The organism is Rhizobium sp. CB3171 (genome assembly GCF_029714265.1).
Lineage (GTDB): Bacteria > Pseudomonadota > Alphaproteobacteria > Rhizobiales > Rhizobiaceae > Rhizobium.
This window is the reverse complement of the sequence record NZ_CP121652.1, coordinates 45,941-66,371: the sequence shown is the minus strand read 5'-3', so window position 1 is coordinate 66,371 and position 20,431 is coordinate 45,941. Positions and strand designations below refer to the sequence as shown.

Annotated in this window: 20 protein-coding genes; 8 read left to right on the top strand and 12 right to left on the bottom strand. The window is 60.5% G+C overall.

The features are described 5' to 3' along the window. Positions 1 to 40: 40 nt before the first annotated feature. Positions 41 to 913 carry an LOG family protein gene (locus tag QA648_RS00325; RefSeq protein WP_104821859.1) on the bottom strand — a complete coding sequence of 291 codons (873 nt, stop codon included), beginning with the start codon at positions 911 to 913 and terminating at the stop codon, positions 41 to 43. Positions 914 to 1,123: 210 nt separating this feature from the next. Between QA648_RS00325 and dapD the strand changes: the two genes are divergently transcribed. The 3 genes from dapD to QA648_RS00310 all read left to right on the top strand — a co-directional run bounded on the left by dapD (position 1,124) and on the right by QA648_RS00310 (position 3,920). Next, a complete protein-coding gene (gene dapD / locus QA648_RS00320; RefSeq protein ID WP_104821858.1) occupies positions 1,124 to 1,981 on the top strand; it encodes a 2,3,4,5-tetrahydropyridine-2,6-dicarboxylate N-succinyltransferase in 858 nt (285 codons plus the stop codon). Positions 1,982 to 2,140: 159 nt separating this feature from the next. Continuing rightward, positions 2,141 to 3,334: a succinyl-diaminopimelate desuccinylase gene (gene dapE, locus QA648_RS00315; protein ID WP_283048871.1), complete on the top strand. Its 1,194-nt coding sequence runs from the start codon at positions 2,141 to 2,143 to the stop codon at positions 3,332 to 3,334. Then, positions 3,321 to 3,920 carry a hypothetical protein gene (locus QA648_RS00310; protein ID WP_104821856.1) on the top strand — a complete coding sequence of 200 codons (600 nt, stop codon included), beginning with the start codon at positions 3,321 to 3,323 and terminating at the stop codon, positions 3,918 to 3,920. The genes dapE and QA648_RS00310 overlap by 14 nt, the downstream gene beginning before the upstream one ends. 682 nt (positions 3,921 to 4,602) lie before the next feature. On the opposite strand, the gene truA is transcribed toward QA648_RS00310, so the two are convergent. The 5 genes from truA to def form a co-directional block, all read right to left on the bottom strand. Beyond that, complete coding sequence (truA, locus tag QA648_RS00305; RefSeq protein ID WP_283048868.1) at positions 4,603 to 5,394, bottom strand: tRNA pseudouridine(38-40) synthase TruA; 792 nt, start codon at positions 5,392 to 5,394, stop codon at positions 4,603 to 4,605. Continuing rightward, on the bottom strand, positions 5,394 to 6,341 hold the full coding sequence (gene fmt, locus QA648_RS00300) for a methionyl-tRNA formyltransferase (protein ID WP_283048866.1): 948 nt from the start codon (positions 6,339 to 6,341) through the stop codon (positions 5,394 to 5,396). Before fmt ends, truA begins: the two co-directional genes overlap by 1 nt. Before the next feature lie 77 nt (positions 6,342 to 6,418). Beyond that, complete coding sequence (locus QA648_RS00295) at positions 6,419 to 6,838, bottom strand: type II toxin-antitoxin system VapC family toxin (protein ID WP_104821853.1); 420 nt, start codon at positions 6,836 to 6,838, stop codon at positions 6,419 to 6,421. Further along, positions 6,835 to 7,125, bottom strand: a complete 291-nt coding sequence (locus QA648_RS00290) for a plasmid stabilization protein (RefSeq protein ID WP_104821852.1) — start codon at positions 7,123 to 7,125, stop codon at positions 6,835 to 6,837. Before QA648_RS00290 ends, QA648_RS00295 begins: the two co-directional genes overlap by 4 nt. 64 nt (positions 7,126 to 7,189) lie before the next feature. Then, positions 7,190 to 7,705 (bottom strand): peptide deformylase, encoded by a 516-nt coding sequence (def, locus tag QA648_RS00285; RefSeq protein ID WP_104821851.1) that lies wholly within the window; start codon positions 7,703 to 7,705, stop codon positions 7,190 to 7,192. A 183-nt stretch (positions 7,706 to 7,888) separates the two neighbouring features. Here def and rmuC point away from each other — a divergent pair, with 183 nt between their 5' ends. From rmuC to QA648_RS00270, 3 genes are all read left to right on the top strand, one after another. Then, positions 7,889 to 9,085, top strand: coding sequence for a DNA recombination protein RmuC (rmuC, locus tag QA648_RS00280; RefSeq protein WP_283048864.1), 1,197 nt, complete (start codon positions 7,889 to 7,891; stop codon positions 9,083 to 9,085). Between the two features lie 101 nt (positions 9,086 to 9,186). Then, entirely contained in the window at positions 9,187 to 10,086 is a 900-nt protein-coding gene (locus QA648_RS00275) for a ribokinase (RefSeq protein ID WP_283048863.1), read from the top strand. 182 nt (positions 10,087 to 10,268) lie between these two features. Further along, positions 10,269 to 12,617: a methyl-accepting chemotaxis protein gene (locus QA648_RS00270; RefSeq protein WP_283048860.1), complete on the top strand. Its 2,349-nt coding sequence runs from the start codon at positions 10,269 to 10,271 to the stop codon at positions 12,615 to 12,617. Positions 12,618 to 12,691: 74 nt separating this feature from the next. Here QA648_RS00270 and QA648_RS00265 read toward each other — a convergent pair whose 3' ends face one another. Then, positions 12,692 to 13,636, bottom strand: coding sequence for a nucleoside hydrolase (locus QA648_RS00265; RefSeq protein ID WP_283048858.1), 945 nt, complete (start codon positions 13,634 to 13,636; stop codon positions 12,692 to 12,694). A 229-nt stretch (positions 13,637 to 13,865) separates the two neighbouring features. Between QA648_RS00265 and QA648_RS00260 the strand changes: the two genes are divergently transcribed. Then, positions 13,866 to 14,297 carry an Hsp20 family protein gene (locus tag QA648_RS00260; protein WP_283048856.1) on the top strand — a complete coding sequence of 144 codons (432 nt, stop codon included), beginning with the start codon at positions 13,866 to 13,868 and terminating at the stop codon, positions 14,295 to 14,297. A gap of 45 nt (positions 14,298 to 14,342) precedes the next feature. After that, the gene (locus QA648_RS00255) at positions 14,343 to 14,600 is read left to right on the top strand and encodes a DUF1150 family protein (protein WP_104821845.1); all 258 of its coding nucleotides are present in this window, start codon (positions 14,343 to 14,345) and stop codon (positions 14,598 to 14,600) included. Positions 14,601 to 14,841: 241 nt separating this feature from the next. Here QA648_RS00255 and QA648_RS00250 read toward each other — a convergent pair whose 3' ends face one another. The 5 genes from QA648_RS00250 to QA648_RS00230 all read right to left on the bottom strand — a co-directional run bounded on the left by QA648_RS00250 (position 14,842) and on the right by QA648_RS00230 (position 20,407). Continuing rightward, positions 14,842 to 15,543: a tRNA (guanosine(46)-N(7))-methyltransferase TrmB gene (locus QA648_RS00250; protein WP_283048854.1), complete on the bottom strand. Its 702-nt coding sequence runs from the start codon at positions 15,541 to 15,543 to the stop codon at positions 14,842 to 14,844. Next, positions 15,540 to 16,793, bottom strand: a complete 1,254-nt coding sequence (metK, locus tag QA648_RS00245) for a methionine adenosyltransferase (RefSeq protein ID WP_104821843.1) — start codon at positions 16,791 to 16,793, stop codon at positions 15,540 to 15,542. Before metK ends, QA648_RS00250 begins: the two co-directional genes overlap by 4 nt. 188 nt (positions 16,794 to 16,981) lie before the next feature. Further along, positions 16,982 to 17,401 carry a helix-turn-helix domain-containing protein gene (locus QA648_RS00240; RefSeq protein WP_104821842.1) on the bottom strand — a complete coding sequence of 140 codons (420 nt, stop codon included), beginning with the start codon at positions 17,399 to 17,401 and terminating at the stop codon, positions 16,982 to 16,984. Positions 17,402 to 17,554: 153 nt separating this feature from the next. Continuing rightward, the gene (lnt, locus tag QA648_RS00235) at positions 17,555 to 19,156 is read right to left on the bottom strand and encodes an apolipoprotein N-acyltransferase (RefSeq protein WP_283048851.1); all 1,602 of its coding nucleotides are present in this window, start codon (positions 19,154 to 19,156) and stop codon (positions 17,555 to 17,557) included. A 78-nt stretch (positions 19,157 to 19,234) separates the two neighbouring features. Next, the gene (locus tag QA648_RS00230) at positions 19,235 to 20,407 is read right to left on the bottom strand and encodes a hemolysin family protein (RefSeq protein WP_283048850.1); all 1,173 of its coding nucleotides are present in this window, start codon (positions 20,405 to 20,407) and stop codon (positions 19,235 to 19,237) included. Positions 20,408 to 20,431 lie beyond the last annotated feature (24 nt).

Below are 20,431 nucleotides of genomic sequence, written 5' to 3'. Positions count from 1 at the left end.
AAAAGGCCCGCCTCGCAGATGCGACGGCGGGCCTTTCGTTTCAGTGGCCGTTATCGTGCTCGTAGAAGTCCGCGACGATCTTCCAGGCCTCATCGGCCGTGTCGACGAAGCTGATCAGCTTGACGTCGTCGGGCGCGATGGTGCCGAATTCGGCGAGCGCATCGAAATTGATGATTTCGCGCCAGAACTTTTCACCGAACAGGATCAGCGGCAGGCGTTCCATGCGGCCGGTCTGGATGAGTGTCAAGCATTCGAAGAGCTCGTCCAGCGTGCCGAAACCGCCCGGGAACACCGCGATCGCCTTGGCGCGCACCATGAAATGCATCTTGCGGATCGCGAAATAGTGGAAATTGAAGCTGAGTTCCGGCGTCACGTAGACATTCGGCGCCTGCTCGTGCGGCAGCACGATGTTGAGGCCGATGGAGGGCGCCCCCTCTTCTGAAGCGCCGCGATTGCCGGCCTCCATGACGCCGGGGCCGCCGCCAGTGACCACGACATATTCATGGAAGTCAAAGCCGGCGGAGTAGCGGGCGCAAAGCCGGGCGAATTTGCGGGCTTCCTCGTAATAGACGGATGCCGCCTCGAGATTGGCGCGCTGCACATCATTGCGCGCCGCCCAGGCGCTGGTGCCGGGCGCTGGAATACGCGCGCCGCCGAACATGACCACCGTCGAGTTGATGCCGCGTTCGGTGAGATACATCTCGGTCTTCAACAGTTCGAGCTGCAGCCGGATCGGCCGCAATTCCTCGCGGCAGAGGAAATCCTCGTCGGCATAGGCGAGCCGATAGGACGGCGACATGGATTGCGGCGTCTTCGGCACGGATTCGGCGCGCTTCTTGTCGGCCGAGCTCGACTTCAGAGGGTCCCATACCCCATCCTTGCGTCTCAGCCTGCCGTTCTTCCCCTTGCTCATCTACTGATGCCTTTCAAATCGATCATGACTGGCGTTCCAACAACTGACAGGAAGACCAAGCTCTTGCATATGCCCTACAATGCCTTGAATCCAAGCTCAATCGGCGCGGAAAAGACATTCCATTTTCGAGACCCATGCTATAGGACCAGTCAACTGCTTCCGGACCATTTCCGGAAATTACGATAGGCACCGACGTTTTAAGGAATTCCCATGAGCGCTACCGATCTCGTTTCTCTCGAAAAGACCCTCGAAGCTGCCTTCGAAAATCGCGATAACGTGAACGCGTCGACGCGCGGCGAAGTTCGCGACGCCGTCGAGACGGCGCTCAATCTACTCGATAGCGGCAAGGTCCGCGTCGCCGAACGTGGCTCCGACGGCAATTGGACGGTCAATCAGTGGCTCAAGAAAGCGGTGCTGCTCTCCTTCCGCCTGAATGACATGCAGATCGTCGACGGTGGCCCCGGCGGCTCGACCTGGTGGGACAAGGTGCCGTCGAAGTTCGAAGGCTGGGGTGAGAACCGCTTCCGCGAGGCTGGTTTCCGCGCCGTGCCGAACGCCGTCGTCCGCCGCTCGGCCTATATCGCCCCGAACGCCATCCTGATGCCTTCCTTCGTCAACCTCGGCGCCTATGTCGGCGAAGGTACCATGGTCGACACCTGGGCGACCGTCGGCTCCTGCGCCCAGATCGGTAAGCATGTGCATCTCTCGGGCGGCGTCGGCATCGGCGGCGTGCTGGAGCCGATGCAGGCCGGCCCGACGATCATCGAGGACAATTGCTTCATCGGCGCCCGCTCGGAAGTCGTCGAAGGCTGCATCGTCCGCGAAGGTTCGGTGCTCGGCATGGGCGTCTTCATCGGCAAGTCCACGAAGATCGTCGATCGCGCCACCGGCGAGATCACCTATGGCGAAGTGCCGCCCTACTCCGTTGTCGTCGCCGGCGCGCTGCCGAGCGGCAACACCATGGCGAACGGCCAGCCGGCTCCCAGCCTCTACTGCGCCGTCATCGTCAAGCGCGTCGACGAAAAGACCCGCTCGAAGACTGGCATCAACGAGCTGCTGCGCGACTGATCTTTAAATTTTTTGGAAGCGCGGTTGTCACATCGCGCTTCCCTTATGCTTGCCGGGTGCGCATGCCTGTGCGATTGCTGCAATCGTGGCAAAGATTTTCGACTCATCGCCGATCCTTTGCCATCGCTTTGCCATTTCTCGCCGGATAAGTTGCCTCCGATGACCGTTACCAATCCCGTCACCAATCTGCAGACCCTCATTCGCTGTGCGTCTGTCACACCCGCCGAAGGCGGCGCACTGACCGCGCTTGCCGATATGCTGCTGCCGCTGGGCTTCAAAGTCGAGCGCATGACGGCGAGCGAGCCGGGAACGCCCGATATCGAAAACCTTTATGCCCGCCTCGGCACAGAGGGTCCGCATCTAATGTTTGCCGGCCATACGGATGTCGTGCCAGTCGGCGATGCCGCATCCTGGAGCCATCCGCCCTTTGCTGCCGAAATCGCTGGTGATGAGCTTTTCGGCCGCGGCGCCGTCGATATGAAGGGTGGCATTGCCTGTTTCGCCGCCGCAGTCGCCCGCCATATCGAGAAACATGGTGCCCCTAACGGCTCCATTTCCTTCCTGATCACCGGTGACGAAGAAGGCCCGGCCATCAACGGCACGGTCAAGCTATTGCAATGGGCCGCCGAGCGGGGCGAGCAATGGGACGCCTCGCTGGTCGGCGAGCCGACCAATCCCGACCAGCTCGGCGACATGATCAAGATCGGCCGCCGCGGTTCGATATCCGGTTTCATCACGGTTCATGGCGTGCAGGGCCATGCCGCTTACCCGCACCTGGCCGACAATCCGGTGCGCAGCATCGTCAAATTGACCGAAGCGCTGCTCCATCCGCCCTTCGACGCCGGCACCGACAATTTCCAGCCGTCGAACCTCGAAGTGACGACGATCGACGTCGGCAACGCCGCAACCAACGTCATCCCCGCCAAGGCGACGGCTGTTTTCAATATCCGTTTCAACGACACATGGAGCGTCGAGACGCTGAAGGCGGAAATCCTTGCCCGCCTCGATGCCGCCGCAGCAGACCAAACGTTGCGGCCAGGTCGTGAGCCGACTAAATATGACATTGTCTGGTCCGAGCGTCCAAGCCAGGTTTTCCTGACGCGCAACAATGCCCTGATCGCTTCGCTATCGTCGGCAATCGAAAATGTCACCGGCCGCACACCGAAGCTTTCCACCACCGGCGGCACCTCGGATGCGCGCTACATCAAGGATTATTGCCCTGTCGTGGAATTCGGTCTTGTCGGCCAGACCATGCATATGGTCGATGAGCGGGTGGCGCTATCGGATCTCGAAACCCTGACCGAGATCTACGAGACCTTCATCCAGCGCTGGTTTGCGAATGCCGACCTTTAGGGAAGTCCAATACTATCTGGCGGGCCTGTGGCTTTTGATTCGGATGGACGCCCGCGGTTTCCAATATCTCGACATATCAGACCGCGGCATGCTGCGATCCTTCTGGGCGATCCTCTGGAGCCTGCCGCCGATCGGCATTTCATGGCTCTGGTGGCAGCAGGCCTATCTCACCGCCATGCCGCCGGAAACCTCGACCGGCATGGCCTTCTTCTTTCGCCTGGCGCTGGTCGAGGCAGCAAGCTGGCTGGCGCCGCTGATACTGGCCGGCGTGCTACTGATGATCTTTCGTTTCGGCGACAAATTCGCGCCCATCGTCGTGGTGGTCAACTGGCTCGGCTTGCCGACTTCCTATCTCAATTCCCTGCTGATCGCGCTGCTCGCCTTCGTACCCGGTTCCAATGGGCTGGCGGCCATCCTGTGGCTGGCGTTGATGATGGCGATCGTCTTCTCGCTGGCGCGTATCCTCCGAATGATCTGCGGTGCGCATCCGCTTTTCGTCGGCGCACTGACGCTGATACTGCTGATCCCGACCATGCTGCTGACGGATTTTCTCCAGCGCTTCCTCGGCATCTATCCGCCGGGTTGAGTGGTTAGACATCTCTGACAAAGTGGTGGACGAAAGCCGTCATACGTCGCCACGTGCCATCACTGCCGGGCGATGTAGTCGCGGCAATATATTCACGGGTCATGTCTCGATATTTTCAGTTGCGCTGAATACATTCAATATAAACCATATATTAACCGCAATCTTAATGTATCCCCATAGTAGATGGTCATTGACGCATTCCGGTTTATTATAGCTCGTCTGCATGATGCAGCGATAAATTAGAGAGCTATGATATGCTTGATCTGCCAAAGATGATGCAATTACTATTATTTGCAGCTTTGATTATTTTATTTTTCCGCTGGGTGGTTGAGGACATGAACAGGTGACGCTCTGTTGCACCTGAGGATCTCAGTGCCGCGATAACCTGCTCCCCCCACAGTCTGCTACTCAAGTCGAGTCCCTCCCAAATATTGGCATGGCGCTTGGCCAGACCGCGATGTGTGCGGCCACACTTGATGTGGACGCAATTCGTGGCAATGGCGCGCTCATGTTCAATTTCGGTGGCGCAGCTCAGACGCTGAGTGTGTCAATTGACGGAGGCGGCCGCCGCCCGATGGGCTGGATGCCGCTCTCGGGGCTGAGGAGAGGGTGGAATCGACGCAGAAATGTTGTCGAAGGATAGTGTCGTCGCTGACAGGCATCCCGAGCCATCCAACGGAGGCTAGGAATCGTCCTGTTCGTCATCGGCGTCCACGGGCCCAACGCCGTCGCGATAATCCACCTGCATGAAATAGAGCCCATCCGGCGGAGCGACGGGGCCGCATGCCTTGCGGTCTCGCGCATCCAGCGCAGCGCGCACGTCGTCCACAGTCCACTTTCCCTCGCCTGCAAGCTTCAGCGTGCCGGCGAACGAGCGGATCTGATTGTGCAGGAAACTCTGCGCCGTGGCGCGGATTTCGATGAGCTCGCCATTGCGGGTCACATCCAGCCGGTCGAGTGTGCGCACCGGGCTGTTTGCCTGGCAATGCGCCGAACGGAAGGTGGTGAAATCATGCCGGCCCACCAGCGTCTGGGCCGCCGCATGCATGACCTCATGATCCATATCTTTCGGCACCCACCAGGCACGCCCGGCCTCCAGCGCCAGCGGCGCACGGCGGGTGATGATGCGATAGAGATAGTGGCGGCGGATGGCCGAAAAGCGTGCGTCGAAGTGCTCATCAACCTCGGCGATATCGAGAATGGCGACCCGCTCCTTGGCAAGCCTCAGATGCGCATTGAGCGCATTGCGGAGCGTGTAGGTCTTCCATTCCTTAGAGAGGTCGGCATGCATGACCTGGCCCATCGCGTGCACGCCGGAATCGGTGCGTCCCGCGCCGCGAATGGAGACCTTTTCGCCAGTCAAAGACAAGATGGCGCCTTCTATCGCGCCCTGTACGGAGGGACCATTGTCCTGGCGTTGCCAACCGACATAGGGGATGCCGTCATATTCGACGGTCATGCGGTAACGAGGCATCAGGCTGGTCCCGCCGCCAACATCGTGCCCGGCACAATCGGCGTGCCGCGCAGGAAATCGGCCGCAGCCAGCGGCTTGCCGCCCGCCTTCTGCAATTTCGTCAGCCGGACGGCGCCGGAACCGCAGGCGATGACCAGACCGTCGGTCAGCACTTCGCCGGCCGCGCCCTCGCCTTCGGCAAGTTCGGAGCCGAGAACCTTGATCCGTTCTGGCCGGCCGGCGATCTCGGCCTCGAACCAGGCGCCGGGAAAAGGCGAGAGGCCGCGAATATGGTTGTGAACATCCGCAGCCGGCTTGCTGAAATCGATGCGTGTCTCGCTTTTATCGATCTTGGCGGCGTAGAGGACGCCCTCGGCAGGCTGTGCGGTTAGCGGCAGGTCATCGTGCTCCAGCTTGTTCATCGCCTCGACCATCGCCTTGGCGCCAACCAGCATCAGCTTGTCGTGCAGCTCGCCCGCAGTCATCGTGTCGCCGATCTCCACTTCCCGCGTGAGTGCGACCGGACCGGTATCGAGGCCCTTGTCCATCTTCATCACCATCATGCCGGTCTTCTTGTCGCCGGCCATGATCGCCCGCTGGATGGGCGCAGCACCTCGCCAGCGCGGCAGCAGCGAAGCATGGCCGTTATAGCAGGCGAACTGCGTACCCGAGAGGATTGCCTCCGGCAGCAGCAGGCCATAGGCGACCACCACGGCGACATGGGCATCGAGCTCGCGAAAACGCTGGCGCTCTTCGGGCTCCTTGAAATTGACGGGCGTGAAAACCGGCAGGCCGAGCAGTTCTGCCGCCCGGTGCACCGGCGACTTCTGGAGATCGAGCCCACGCCGCCCGCCGGGCCTTGGCGGCTGCGTATAAACAGCGCAAATCCGGTGTCCCGCATCGACCAGCAACCGCAAAGTCGGCACGGAAAATTCGGGCGTTCCCATAAAGATGATGCTGAGCGACATGCGATCCGTCCGGCTGAGTTCTCTCGTTTGGCATGATCTTGGCCAAAAACCGCTTTGCGATTTTTGGAGATCAGGCCCTAACCGCCTTCAAACGGGTTTACGAGCTTAAGATCAAGCCCCTCGAAGTCTTTTGTGTTCCGCGTCGCCAGCGTCGCGCCTTGTGCTAGGCAGATGGCAGCGATCATGGCGTCCTGGACGGAGATCTGATGGCCGGTCCTTTCACGCCCCGCTCGAATGCGACCGGTTTCGATGGCCGATTGATGATCGAAACGCAGGATCCTGCCGCGAAAAGAAACGAGTTGCTCGTTGAACATTTGAATGTAGCGGTACGATCCCGTTCGAAGTAAGAAGCGTTCCGCCCCATAAGACAGCTCCATCACCACAATATCACAGAGATAGAGATTCATGATGGGTTGCATCTGAAACCATGCTTCGACATTGCGGTCGGTCACAGGCTTCGTCAATTCGGAGAGGATATTCGTATCGAGCAGGATCACTCGAAATCCTCAACTGGTCGGCCGAAATCCTTTTTCCGTTCCGCTTCGATCTCTTTCATGATGCGCCCATATTCTTCGGCAGCAGCAGCATCTTCGGTATAGAAAATAGGACGCAAAACATCCCACGCAGACAATCCGCTGCGACCGGCGTTAGCATCCTCCGCCACTAACGCCGCCCGCAAAAGCTCCTTTGCCTCGTCGGAGAGACTGCGGCCAGTCTGTTTTGCCCGCTCTGCGAGATCATGCTTCATGGCATCCGGAATATCGCGAATCAAAAGGTCGCTCATTCAGCACCTCCATTTGATATCACTGATATCATAGGCCTGCCCGGATGGTTTTTCAACCTTCCCTTCAGAGCGCCTTTGCCTTCGCCGCCTTGGTGAACTTCTTGATCACCATGTCGCGCTTCAGGCGCGAAATGTAGTCGATGAATAGCACGCCGTTCAGGTGGTCGATCTCGTGCTGAAGACAGGTGGCGAGGAGGCCGTCGGCCTCGACGATCTGTTCCTTGCCGTCGCGGTCGAGATGCTTGACGGTAACGCGGGCCGGACGCTCGACCTCGGCATAATAATCCGGAATGGAGAGGCAGCCTTCCTCATAAACCGAGCGCTCATCCGAAGAGGCGACGATTTCGGGATTGATGAAGACCAGCGGTTGCTTGTCCTCGCCCTCGCGCGACACGTCGATCACCAGCATGCGGCGGGCAACGCCGATCTGGATGGCCGCAAGGCCGATGCCTGGCGCATCGTACATAGTCGCCAGCATATCGTCGGCAAGGCGTTGGACTTCGGTATCGACGCGCTCGATGGGCGCGGAGGCCTGGCGGAGCAACGGATCGGGCAAAATGATGAGTGGCTTGATCGTCATGAAGTTTCCCATAACGCATCTTGCAGTGCGATGGAATTATTTAGATGGCGGTTGGAGGGTGTTTTTTCAACGCTTGCGACTTCAGGTCGATCATAACTCCCTAAATTTTGTTCACGTTTTGATCTGGATATTCTCCAAAGTTTTGTTATGGTGCAGGCACGAGTTCCACGAGTATCCGATATCATGTCCTTTATGCTCTTCGGCCAAGAGATTCCGGCAGTTCCGGTTCTGACCGGCCTTGTCATCCTGCTGCTGATCGCCGTTATCGTCCTTGTCCTCAACAACAATGGGCGGCGGGGTGAGGAGGATATGCTGCGGGCCGAGGATGCCGAGCACAATATGGCGGCGCTTCTCCGGGCGCAGGCGGAAATGCAGGGACGGCTCGCCACCATGACCGAAGTGTTCGGTTCGCGGCAGGCGGAGTTCAACCATGCCATCAATCAACGGCTCGACGGCATGTCGCAGCGGGTGACGGCGACGATCGGCGAGCAGACGCGCTCGACGCACGAGAACCTGCGCCGCCTGCAGGAGCGGCTCGCCGTCATCGACGCTGCGCAGAACAATATTCAGTCGCTGGCAAAGGACGTCGTCGGCCTCCAGGCAATCCTTTCCAACAAGCAGACACGCGGCGCCTTCGGCCAGGCACGCATGGAGACGATTATCGCCGACGGATTGCCGATGGGCGCCTATGCCTTCCAGCCGACGCTATCAAACGGATCGCGGCCGGACTGCACCGTGCGCATGCCGAACGGCTCGCCGCCGCTGGTCATCGACGCCAAATTTCCGCTGGAGGCCTGGAACGCCATCCGCAACGCGGCAGCGACAGGCCCCGAGCAGGGCAAGATCGCCGCGCAGCAATTCCGTCGGGACCTCGAAGTGCATATTCGCGATATCGCCGAGAAATATCTCATCCAAGGGGAGACGCAGGATACGGCCTTCCTCTTCGTCCCCTCCGAATCGATCTTTGCGGAAATCCACGAGAATTTCGAAGCGATCGTGCAGAAGGCGCAGCGTTCGCGCATCGTCATCGTCTCGCCGTCGCTGCTGATGCTGTCGATCCAGGTTATCCAGGCAGTGTTGAAGGATCAGCGCATGCGCGAGCAGGCGCATATGATCCAGGGCGAAGTGGCGCATCTGATGAACGATCTTTCGCGCCTCGACGAGCGGGTGCGTAAGCTGCAGGGACATTTCGCCATGGCGCAGAAGGATGTCGACATGATCGTCACCTCCGCCGACAAGCTGGCACGCCGCGGCGAGAGGATAGAAGCGCTGGAATTCGAGGCCGCCGGCGAGCCGACGAAGGCGACCACCGACGACCGGCCGAAACCGATCGACAACCGCACCGGCCAACTCAAGCTCAGGGTGGTTGACGAGGACTGATCGCTTCGGGCAGTGTCGCGCCAAATCAATGCATGATCCTCAAACCTATAAATCGGTTCTGAATGGATCATGCGACATCAACAAGCAGGGCGGAACATCCCATGATCACCATTTTCGGCTCCATCAATATGGACCTCATCGCCACCACCGACCGTCTGCCGAAGCCGGGCGAGACCGTGGCGGGCAACGGCTTTTCCACCGCTGCCGGCGGCAAGGGCGCCAATCAGGCCTTGGCAGCGCGGCGTGCCGGCTCGACGGTGCGTTTGACCGGCGCTGTCGGCAATGATGGTTTCGCCGAGCCTGCGCTTGCCCTGCTTAACGCCGCCGGCACCGATCTTTCCACCGTCAACCACGTTTCCGAGCCGACCGGCACTGCCCTGATCCTCGTTGGCGGCGATGGCGAGAACATGATCGCCGTCGTGCCCGGCGCCAACGGCACGATAACAGCCGAACGGGCGACCGCAGTGGTCGATGCGCTGGGCCCGAGCGATACGCTGATGCTGCAATTCGAAATCCCGGTCGCGGCCGTCGAGACGGCACTTGCAGCGGCAAAGGCCAAGGGCATCCGCACCGTTCTCAATCTCGCCCCCCTCATTCCCGACGCGGCACGACTCGGACGCCTTGCCGACATCGTCATCGCCAACGAGACGGAATTCGAAAGGCTGGCAGGCCAGGACAATATGTCGGCCAGCGATCGCGAAGCGGCACTAGTCCGGCTGCATGGCGAAACGGGTCAGACGCTGATCGTCACGCTCGGCGGCGACGGGGTCATTGCCATCCGCGATGGCGAACTCTCGCGCGCCAAGGGTCTCGTCATCGAGCCGGTCGATACCGTCGGCGCCGGCGACACCTTCTGCGGCTATTTTGCCGCCAGCCTCGACCAGGGCCTGGATTTTCATGCGGCTCTGCGCCGGGCCGCGGTCGCCGGTTCGCTCGCCTGCCTGAAGCCGGGCGCGCAGCCATCGATTCCGGTTGCAGGCGACGTCGCCGCGCGTCTTTGAGACCCACCATTCCTAGCCGCACAAATTAATTAAATTTTTGCGCTTCACAATCATTCTCCTCCTGCCTGCCTTGGGTTTGCTCCCCCGCGGCGGGCGCTCACGGCGGCCCCATGATAGGGCCACCCTGCGCCGACCTTGCCCCGGATAATGTGCATCCGGCGCATCGTTCTCTCGAGGAAATGATGTCCATCTTTCATATGAAGTCGCTCGCGGCCAAGCTCATCCTGGTCACTGGGGTAGCGATTGCGCTTGTCCTGTTCGTCTCCAACTTCCTGCTGATTTCCCAGACGCGCGATCGCGTGGAAATGCTCACCATGGATCAGGCCAATAGCGAGGCCAAATCCATCTCCAATGAAATTGCCGCCAATGTCGGCGAACTCGCCAGCGCCGCCCGCTCCATGGCCGCCATCATCGGCCGCGGCCACGAGGGCCACACCTTCGATCGCAAGGGCATTATCAATATCCTCAAGGCCAATGTCGAGCAGAACGCCTTCGCCTTCGGCAGTTGGTTCTGCGAAAAGCTCGGCACATTCGACGGCAAGACAACTGAACTCGCCAACAACAAGGACGAAGGCGTCAACGACAAGGGCGTGTTCACACCCTATTGGTCGAAGACGAAGGATGGCGGCATCCAGTTCTCCACCTTCGACAACGACTACACTGCCGCATGGTGGAAGCTCGCCGCCGACAGCGGCAAGGGCGCCATCACCCCGCCTTACATGGCTGAAGGCACCGACGTTCCGACGACCATGAGCTCGATCGCCTATCCGGTCATGTCCGGCGGCAAGATGATCGGCGTCTCGGGCGTCGATATCTCGCTCGCTTCACTTTCCGTCAAACTGCAGAACCTCCATCCCTTCGGTTCCGGCCGCGTCCTCCTGCTCTCCCAGGACAACAAGTGGCTGGTGGCGCCGAACAAGGACCTCCTGATGAAGGACTATAGCGGCGAGGGCGCCGATGCCATCAAGGCGGCATTGACCTCGTCGGCGACGGGCTTGGTGAAAAACCTTAGCGATAACGGCGGAGAAGAATTCGACCGTGTGGTCTATCCGTTCGCCGTGCCCGGCCTCAATGCCACCTGGGTCGTCCTCGTCGATGTGCCGCACAGTGCGATTGCCGCGCCCGTGCGCGACCAGACCTATATGATGATCATCGGCGGCGTCCTCGTGCTGGTTGCTGTCATGCTGGCGCTCTACGCCGCCGTGCGCGCCTTCGTACAGAAGCCGCTCGGCGGACTGGTCGCCAGCGTCAACGATCTCAGCGCCGGCAACTATGCCGAACCCGTCGAGGGCCAGAACCGTGCCGACGAGATCGGCTCGGTCGCCAAGGCGCTCGAAGGCTTCCGCTTCGCCCTTGCCGATACCAAGCGGCTGGAGGCCGAGGCCAACGACCAGCGCCGTGCAGCCGAAGGCGAACGTTATCGCTCGGAAGCGGAGCGAAGCGAAACCGTGGCGCTGCAGCGGCGCATCGTCACCATTCTCGGCCAGAGCCTGGCCGAGCTTTCCAAGGGCAATCTCGGCCACCGCATCGCCGAGGAATTCCCCGGCGAATACGCCCAGTTGAAGCAGGACTTCAATGCCGCACTCGCCAGCCTGGAAGAGACGGTGCACACGATGAACCTCAGCGTCGGTAATATCGGCAGCGGCACGGGCGAGATCAGCAACAGCGCCTCGGACCTTGCCCGCCGCACCGAGCAGCAGGCGGCAAGTCTGGAAGAAACCGCTGCAGCGCTCAACCAGCTTACGGCTCAGGTCAATTCCAGCGCCGAAAATGCCCGCACGGCTGCCAGCAGCGTCAACGCGGCATCCGAGGATGCCGGACGCTCCGGCGAGATCGTGCAGAAGGCGATCTCCTCCATGCATGGCATCGAGCAGTCCTCGCAGGAAGTTTCGCGCATCATCGGCGTGATCGACGAGATCGCGTTCCAGACCAACCTTCTCGCTCTGAATGCCGGTGTCGAAGCAGCACGCGCCGGCGAAGCCGGCAAGGGCTTTGCGGTCGTGGCGCAGGAAGTGCGCGAACTGGCGCAGCGTTCGGCCAATGCCGCCAAGGAGATCAAGACCCTGATCAACACCTCGGCCGGCCAGGTCAAGGAAGGCGTCGATCTCGTCGGCCGCACGGGCAATGCGCTACACAAGATCGCCGAGCAAGTGATGGAGATCAACGGCCTCATCCGCCAGATCTCGGCTTCTGCCGGCGAACAGGCGATCGGGCTGAAGGAAATCAACTCGGCCATGAACCAGATGGACCAGGTGACGCAGCAGAATGCCGCGATGGTGGAAGAAACCACCGCCGCCAGCGTTACGCTGAACGACGAGGCCCAGACGTTGAAAACGCTTGTCGCCCGTTTCCGCGTATCGCATGGCAGCCAGGATAATGCCTCCGCGCTGCGCGCTGCCGCTCAGCAGATGCGCACGCCGGCCCCAGCCCCTACCCGCAATGCTACCCCGGCCGCCGCTCCAGCGCGCAAGGTGCGTCCGCAGACCCAGGGTGCAAATGCGCTGGCGCAGGGTGAATGGGAAGAATTCTAAGCCGACTAATGAAAAAGCATGAAAAGGCCGCCGGAGCGATCCGGCGGCCTTTTTATATTCCTGCGGCAGCAAAGTCAGATGCGTGTAAAGCGCTCGGTCAGCAGCGCAAAGAAGCCGTCTGCATCGACATGGCGCATGACCTTGGCGTTGCGCTTACGGTCGGTGACATGCCACCAGTCGACAACGGTCATACCGACGGTCAGCTCCGATGTAACCTCGATCTCGACATTGCAATCGCGGCCTTTGAAAAGCTCCGGCTTCAGCAGATAAGCGATGACGGTGGGGTCGTGCAGCGGACCGCCGTCTGAGCCATATTTTTCGATATCGAAACGCTCGAAGAATTCCAGCATCTCGACCATGGCCTTGGCCGGAGCAGTGCCAACGGCGGCGATAGCAGCCACACGATCCTTGCGGGTCAGAAGCTGGTGGGTCACGTCGAGCGGCATCATGACGACAGGTACGCCGGAGCGGAAGACGACATCGGCCGCTTCCGGGTCGACGTAGATATTGAATTCGGCCGCAGGCGTGATGTTGCCGCCTTCGAAGAAGCCGCCGCCCATCATCACCAGCTCGTGGACGCGGGCGATGATGTCGGGCGCCTTCTGGAAGGCGAGCCCGATATTGGTGAGCGGGCCGAGCGTGCAGAGCGTGACCGCGCCGGCCGGCTCGTTGCGCAGGGTCTCGATGATGAAGTCGACGGCATGGCCGGGCTGAAGCTCCATAGTCGGCTCCGGCAGGTCAGGGCCGTCGAGGCCGGTCTTGCCGTGGACATGTTCGGCGGTGACAAGCTTGCGCTTGAGCGGCGCGTCGGCGCCGGCAAAAACCTTAACGTCGCGACGGTTGCAGAGCTCGCAGACGATACGGGCGTTGCGGCTCGTCAGCCGCAGCGGCACATTGCCGGCGACCGTGGTGATGCCGAGCACGTCGATTTCCTCACGACTTCCGAAGGCGAGCAAAATCGCGGCGGCGTCGTCCTGGCCGGGATCGGTATCGATGATAATTTTTCTGGGCTCGGTCATCTCTGTGGCTTTCCTCCGGTGCGGCTTGGCAGTCTTGATGCGAGCCCGTTTAAGCTTTGTCAAGCAGCCGGATGCCGGCGTGGCCATTGGCATTGCGATACCGGAAGTAATCTCGCAAATGCGAAGGCCGCGCCTCCTTGCACTCCCCCGCCCCTGCTCCCATATTACACGTAACCGGGTGCTGAAAGATCAGGTCCGGAAAGGTCGCTTGACACCAAGGACTTGAGACATGAGCCGGACCACTCCCTTTGCCAGCCCTCTGCTTCTGGGCTTCGACACCATGGAAAAGACGCTGGAGCGGATTTCCAAGGTCAGCGATGGTTATCCCCCTTACAATATCGAACGCATGCGGGCCGACCGCCTCTCGGGCGAGCCTGAGCGCCTGCGCATTACGCTTGCGGTTGCCGGCTTCTCGGAAGACGAGCTCGATATCACCACGGAAGAAAACCAGCTTTTGATCCGTGGGCGGCAGGTGGAGCATGAGGAGCGCGATTATCTCTATCGCGGCATTGCGGCCCGTCAGTTCCAGCGCATCTTCGTTTTGGCAGACGGCATGCAGGTGCTCGGCGCCGTCTTGAAGAACGGCCTGCTTTCCGTCGATCTCATTCGGCCGGAACCGGACCGGATGGTAAAGAAAATTAACATTTCGGTATCACAGTAAGACAACGGCAGATTGCCGCTGGTCCCTCATGCTGGAGGTACGAACATGCTTTTGAGAGAAGCCACTGCGCGCCTGACTCAATCCGAACTCGCCAATATTGGTGCGGGTGAGGTTGCCTATGTCAGAAAGATCCATTCGGACGAAGTGTCCCGTTGCTTTCCCGAGGCGCCGGACATCGATCCGAACGTCGACCTCTGGGCGCTTTTCGGCGCCGATGGCACCCCGATCCTTTTGACTGACAACCGATCCAGCACGTTTTACAAAGCGGCTGAGGACGAGCTGAAGACGGTCAGCCTTCATTGAGGCTGCCTGCCATTAATTGATCGAGGCGCTGCGACCGCGATTGCGTCAGAGCATTCCTATCCCCGTGTAATGCCCCTCTCAACTGGCGTTGACGCGCGTCCTTCTCCCTCGGAGGAGAAGGTGTAACTCCACCTTCCAAGCTGGCTGACATGCACATGGCAATAGCTCCTTCACCCTAACGGGTAGAAGGGAGGATTTGAGCGATTTCGTGCCACGAAATTGCGAGAGGCGGGATTGCCGCTTAAACTCTCTTGAACGTCAGATAGGCGGAAGACCGTCCCTCGCGCCGGGCTTTTGCCTCATAGCGCGTGCTGGGCCAGCCTTCATAAGGCGTCAGCCAGTCGCTGGCATTGTTTGCCGTCCATTCAAAGCCGCCATGGGCGGCGCAGTGCTGCAGCGTCCAGTTGACATAGGTGTCGATGTCGGAGGCGAAGCAGAAGAGGGCGCCGGGCTTCAGGACCCGGTGAAAGCGATCGAGATTGACCTGCGAGACGAAGCGGCGCTTCCAGTGTTTTTTCTTCGGCCAGGGATCGGGATAGAGCAGATCGATCTGGTCGAGGCAGCCCTCCGGCAGCCAATCCAGCAGTTGCGTGGCGTCGTCATTATAGACGCGGATGTTGCGCGCGCCGGTCTCGTCGACGCGGGCAAGCAGCTTCTGCATGGAATTGACGAAGGGCTCGACGCCGATAAAGCCGGTCGCCGGAGATTCCAGCGCCCGGTGGATCAGGTGTTCGCCGCCGCCGAAGCCGATTTCCAGGCGCAGACGCTCGGTCTGCACCGGGAACAGATCATTCAGCGGCTGCGGCGCCGGTGCAGAGAGATCGACGATATATTGCGGCAGCAGCGCTTCCAGCCTTTCGGCCTGCTGGCCGCGCAAAGGCTTTCCCTTGCGCCGGCCGAAGAATGCTTCCGTCGCCCGCGACCGGCGCTCGGTATCGATCATGCAGCTTCCCGGGTCTTCACAGCTTCCTTCAGGGCCTTGACGAGGTCCGTGCGCTCCCAGGAGAACGAGCCGTCGCGGCCTGCCTTGCGGCCGAAATGGCCGTAAGCCGAGGTCTTCGCGTAAATCGGCTTGTTAAGGTCGAGATGGCGGCGGATGCCGGTCGGCGAAAGGTCCATGTTCTTGCGGATCGCCGCTTCGATCTGGTCTTCGCTGACGCCCTTGCCGGTGCCGTGCAGGTCGACATAGATCGACAGCGGCTGAGCAACGCCGATGGCGTAGGAGAGCTGGATCGTGCAGCGGTCGGCAAGAGCGGCGGCTACGACGTTCTTTGCGAGGTAGCGCGCAGCGTAGGCAGCGGAACGGTCGACCTTGGTCGTGTCCTTGCCGGAGAAGGCGCCGCCGCCGTGCGGTGCAGCACCGCCGTAGGTATCGACGATGATCTTGCGGCCTGTCAGGCCGGCATCACCATCCGGACCGCCGATGACGAACTTGCCGGTGGGATTGATGTACCAGTTGCAGTCGGCCGCGATCTTCAGCTCGCCGAGAGCTTCGCGGATATAGGGTTCGACGACGGCGCGAACCTTCGCCGAATCCCAGCTATCATCGAGATGCTGGGTGGAAAGAACGATCGAGGTCACTTCGGTCGGCTTGCCGTCGACGTAGCGAACGGTCACCTGGCTCTTGGCGTCCGGGCCGAGCTTGGCGACTTCGCCGTCGCCCTTCTTGCGGGCGGCAGCGAGGAGCTGCAGGATCTTGTGCGAATAGTAGATCGGCGCCGGCATGAGGTCCGGCGTTTCGCGGCAGGCGTAGCCGAACATGATGCCCTGGTCGCCAGCACCTTCATCGCCCTGCTGGTCGGCGGCGTTGTCGACGCCCTGGGCGATGTCGGCGGACTGCGAGTGCAGGAGAACGTCGATGCGCGCCTTCTTCCAGTGGAAGCCGTCCTGTTCGTAGCCGATATCCTTGATGGCGCGGCGGGCAGCGGCCTTGAACTTCGAGGGATTGATGACGTCGTTGCCGTCCTTGTCCTTCTTCATCAGGCTCGGCGGCAGACGAACTTCGCCGGCGATGACGACGCGGTTGGTGGTGGCAAGGGTCTCGCAGGCAATGCGCACGCCCCAGGGGTTGACGCCGGTCTTTGCCGCTTCGCGGTAGACCAGATCGACGATTTCGTCGGAGATGCGGTCACAGACTTTATCCGGGTGACCTTCGGCAACAGACTCGCTGGTAAACAGATAATTCGCGCGCATATGGGATTCCCCTCAAAGAACAAATCTCCGCTTTTGATATTCGTCTCGAGCGCGAAAAACAAGCCACAGAAGGACATAAATATATCTTTATATCCCGGCGAAAGTGATAAAATTTTGCCATAAACATGGAAAAGGCGGCCAAAATGACCGCCTTGCGACTTTGCCACTGCAGCGCTGCTTAAAAACGCTTATTCGGCGTCGGCCTCGGCTGCGAGGGCCTTGACAAGCTCGACCACCTTGCGGCGGACCTTGCCATCGGAAATTTTCACGAAGGCGCGGTTGAGCTGCAGCCCTTCCGAGGAAGAGAGAAAATCGACCACATAATTGGAACTGGAAGCCTCGGCCATGCCGCCGGCGGTTGCCGCATGCTCACCCGGCGCGTCCTCGAAGAAGAAGGAAACCGGAACGTTAAGAATGCTGGAAATATTCTGAAGACGGCTGGCGCCAACGCGGTTGGTGCCTTTCTCATACTTCTGAATTTGCTGGAAGGTGATTCCGAGGCTCTCGCCGAGCTTCTCCTGGCTCATGCCCAGCATGGTACGGCGGAGGCGGATGCGGCTACCGACATGGATGTCGATGGGGTTCGGCTTCTTTTTGTTCTCAATCATCATAATTGCCCTAACATAGGTTGAATTCAGGTCCTGCCATCCGGTGCCCTTAACCACCCCTATAACGCTACGTTGCAGCCGACGCCCCACCCGGCTTCTAGTCTACGTTCAAAAGGCAGACAACAACCACTATGCAATTTTAGGGTTTTTTGGTCAATTCGCCCTTGAAATAAAACCCATGCGTGAAATCACAGCGATTATACCGACTACCCCGATTGCCAACCAGAAGTATGCATTTCGTATCCTATCGTCGATAGGCGACACGGTTGCGCTACTCAAAGTGGCGTCGACAAATCCTTGCTCATTAAAGTCGATTCCGGAAATCAAACGTCCGTGAGCGTCGACATAGGCCGAAACACCCGTATTGGCGCTGCGAATCAGCGGCAAACCCTGTTCGACAGCCCTTACCCGCGCCTGCAGGAAATGCTGATAGGGGCCTGGCGTGTCGCCGAACCAGGCATCATTCGTAACGTTCAGAATGGCGTTGGCTTGCCGGATTTCCGGTGTCATTTCGTTCGGGAAAATGATCTCGTAACAGATCAGCGGATAAAGTTTGACGCCGCTTGGCAGCGTCAGCAACTGCCGGCTGGCGGCCGCTGAAAACCCGCCCGGCAACTCGATGACATTCTGAATTCCGAGATAACCGAGGATGTTTTCGAAGGGCACGTACTCGCCGAACGGCACAAGATGGGTCTTGTCGGAAGCGCCGATAATCTGGCCGCGGCCGTCGATCACATAGATGGAGTTGTAATAGCGCGGCTCGAGACCGGGACCCATGTCCTCGACGCGAACGGCGCCGGTGATCAGGATCTGGTCATCGTCGAGCTGATCGGCAATGCGGGTCAGCGCGTCCTGATTATCCGTCAAAATAAAGGGGATAGCGGTCTCCGGCCAGACGATGATGTCGGGCCGTTTGCCACCATTGATGGGCGGCTGCACCGAGAGCGACAGATGTTTGTCGAAGATCGCGGCGCGGTCGGCATCGGTGTCCATCTTGGCTTCCTGGTCGATCGCGGGCTGGACGATGCGCACCACCGGCGCCGTCTTGCCGCCGCTCGCCAGGGGTTCCGGCAGACTGAGCGCATAATAGCCGTAACCGAAATGCGCGGCGGCGATGAGTGCGGCGAGCCCGATCCCCGGCACCCGCCCCTGGCGCGTTCCAAGTAGTGCCGGGGACGCGAAAACGAAGACCGCAAGCACGGTGACGCCGAGCACGCCGATCACATGCGCCGATTGCATCATCAGCGGAATGGGCATGGCGCCGTAGCCGATGGCATTCCAGGGAAAGCCGGTGAAAAGGAAGCTGCGCAGCCATTCCAGCAGGCCAAAGGCGAAGGCGAGTGCGGCAATGCGCCCCATGCCGTCGGACCAGAGCAGCCGGGCCAGCGCCGCCGCCACGCCATAGAAAATCGCGAGAAACGCCGGCAGACCGAGGATCGCCAGCGGCAGCGCCCAGGCGAACGCATCGGCATCGATCAGAAGCGCATGGCCGAGCCACCAGAGACCGGCGACGAAATAACCGAAACCGAACAGCCAGCCGATGGCAAAAGCCGGCCAGAGGCGCCCAAGGAAGCCGCTATCGGGACCGGCGGCAGCGCCATCCAGCAGCCAGACAAGCAGCGTGAAAGAGACGAACATCGCCGCGAAGAAGCCGAAGGGCGGCAAGGCGAGGACGCCGATTGCTCCGGCAACGATGGCGAGAAATGCGCGCTTGAAACCCCAGACGAGGATAACCTTGCCCGAAAGCCGTTCCATGCGCGCGCTCCGTCCAAACTGCGAATCATTGGCCGCAGTCTTTCAAAAAAGCAGCGGTTTGTCCTGCTGAAGCGCCATTTATTGGCTGGCCGTGTTCCGTTCTGCCGAAGGTTCGTCCGGAAGCGTATCCGGCGACGGCAAATCGCGCTCGAGTACGCCACCTTCCCCCTCGGCCTTGGCCGGACGGCGGCGCACGGCATGACGCTTACGCGTGATGCGCACCCGTTTGATGCGGCGCGGATCGGCATCGAGGATATGGAATTCGAAGCCTGGCAGCGCCTGGACGAGCTCGCCGCGCACCGGGATCCTGCCGAGCGCCGAGAAGATCAGGCCGCCGAGCGTATCCACCTCGTCCACCTGCTCGCTGATGTCGAAATCGGTGCCGATGGCGGCGGCAATCTCTTCCAGCTCGACGCGGGCATCGGCGACGAAAACGTCTTCGGAGACACGCTTGAACATGACTTCCTCGTCGTCATGTTCGTCATCGATATCGCCGACGACCATTTCGACGATGTCCTCATGTGAGGCGAGGCCGTCGGTGCCGCCATATTCGTCGATGACAAGGGCCATCTGCGTGCGGTTGACCTGCATGCGGCGGAGAAGATCCGACGCCAGCATGGAGGGCGGCACGAACAGTATCTTTCGGATGATGCCGGCTTCGGCGAGCGTCTTCTGCAGGTCAACGCGCGAAAGGTCGAAATTCGGCTTGGCCGAGCGCGGAGGCTTCTCAGCCGGGCTCGCAGTCGATGCAGATGCCGCTGCCGCCGCCTTGCCATTGCTGCCGCGGCGCTTGTTGCGCGCCTGCTTGGCGACATAAGACAGGAGGTCGCGGATATGCACCATGCCACGCGGATCATCGAGCGTTTCGGCATAGACCGGCATGCGCGAGCGGCCGCTCTCCTCGAACAGGATCATCAGCTCGCCGATGGTGATATTCTGGTCAACCGCCTCGATATCGGCGCGCGGCACCATGACGTCCTCGACACGCACCTCGCGGAAACGGAGGATGTTGTGCAGCATTGCCCGCTCGTCCGGCGAGAAAGCGTCGTCATCGGTGGCGTTGGTCATCAGCGCGTCGGCGAGATCCTCGCGCAGACGCGCCGATCCTTGAGCTGGGCGCAAAATGCGCGCAACGCGGGCCCAGAAGGAGGAGTGAGATCGTTTGCCGCTACTACTGCCCGCCTCATCGGAGGAGGCTGTTTCGGCTCCGTCTTTGGCCTCGGGGGCCGGTCTTGTCGTAAAGTCGCTCATTGTTCCTGATCAGACAGGGTTCAG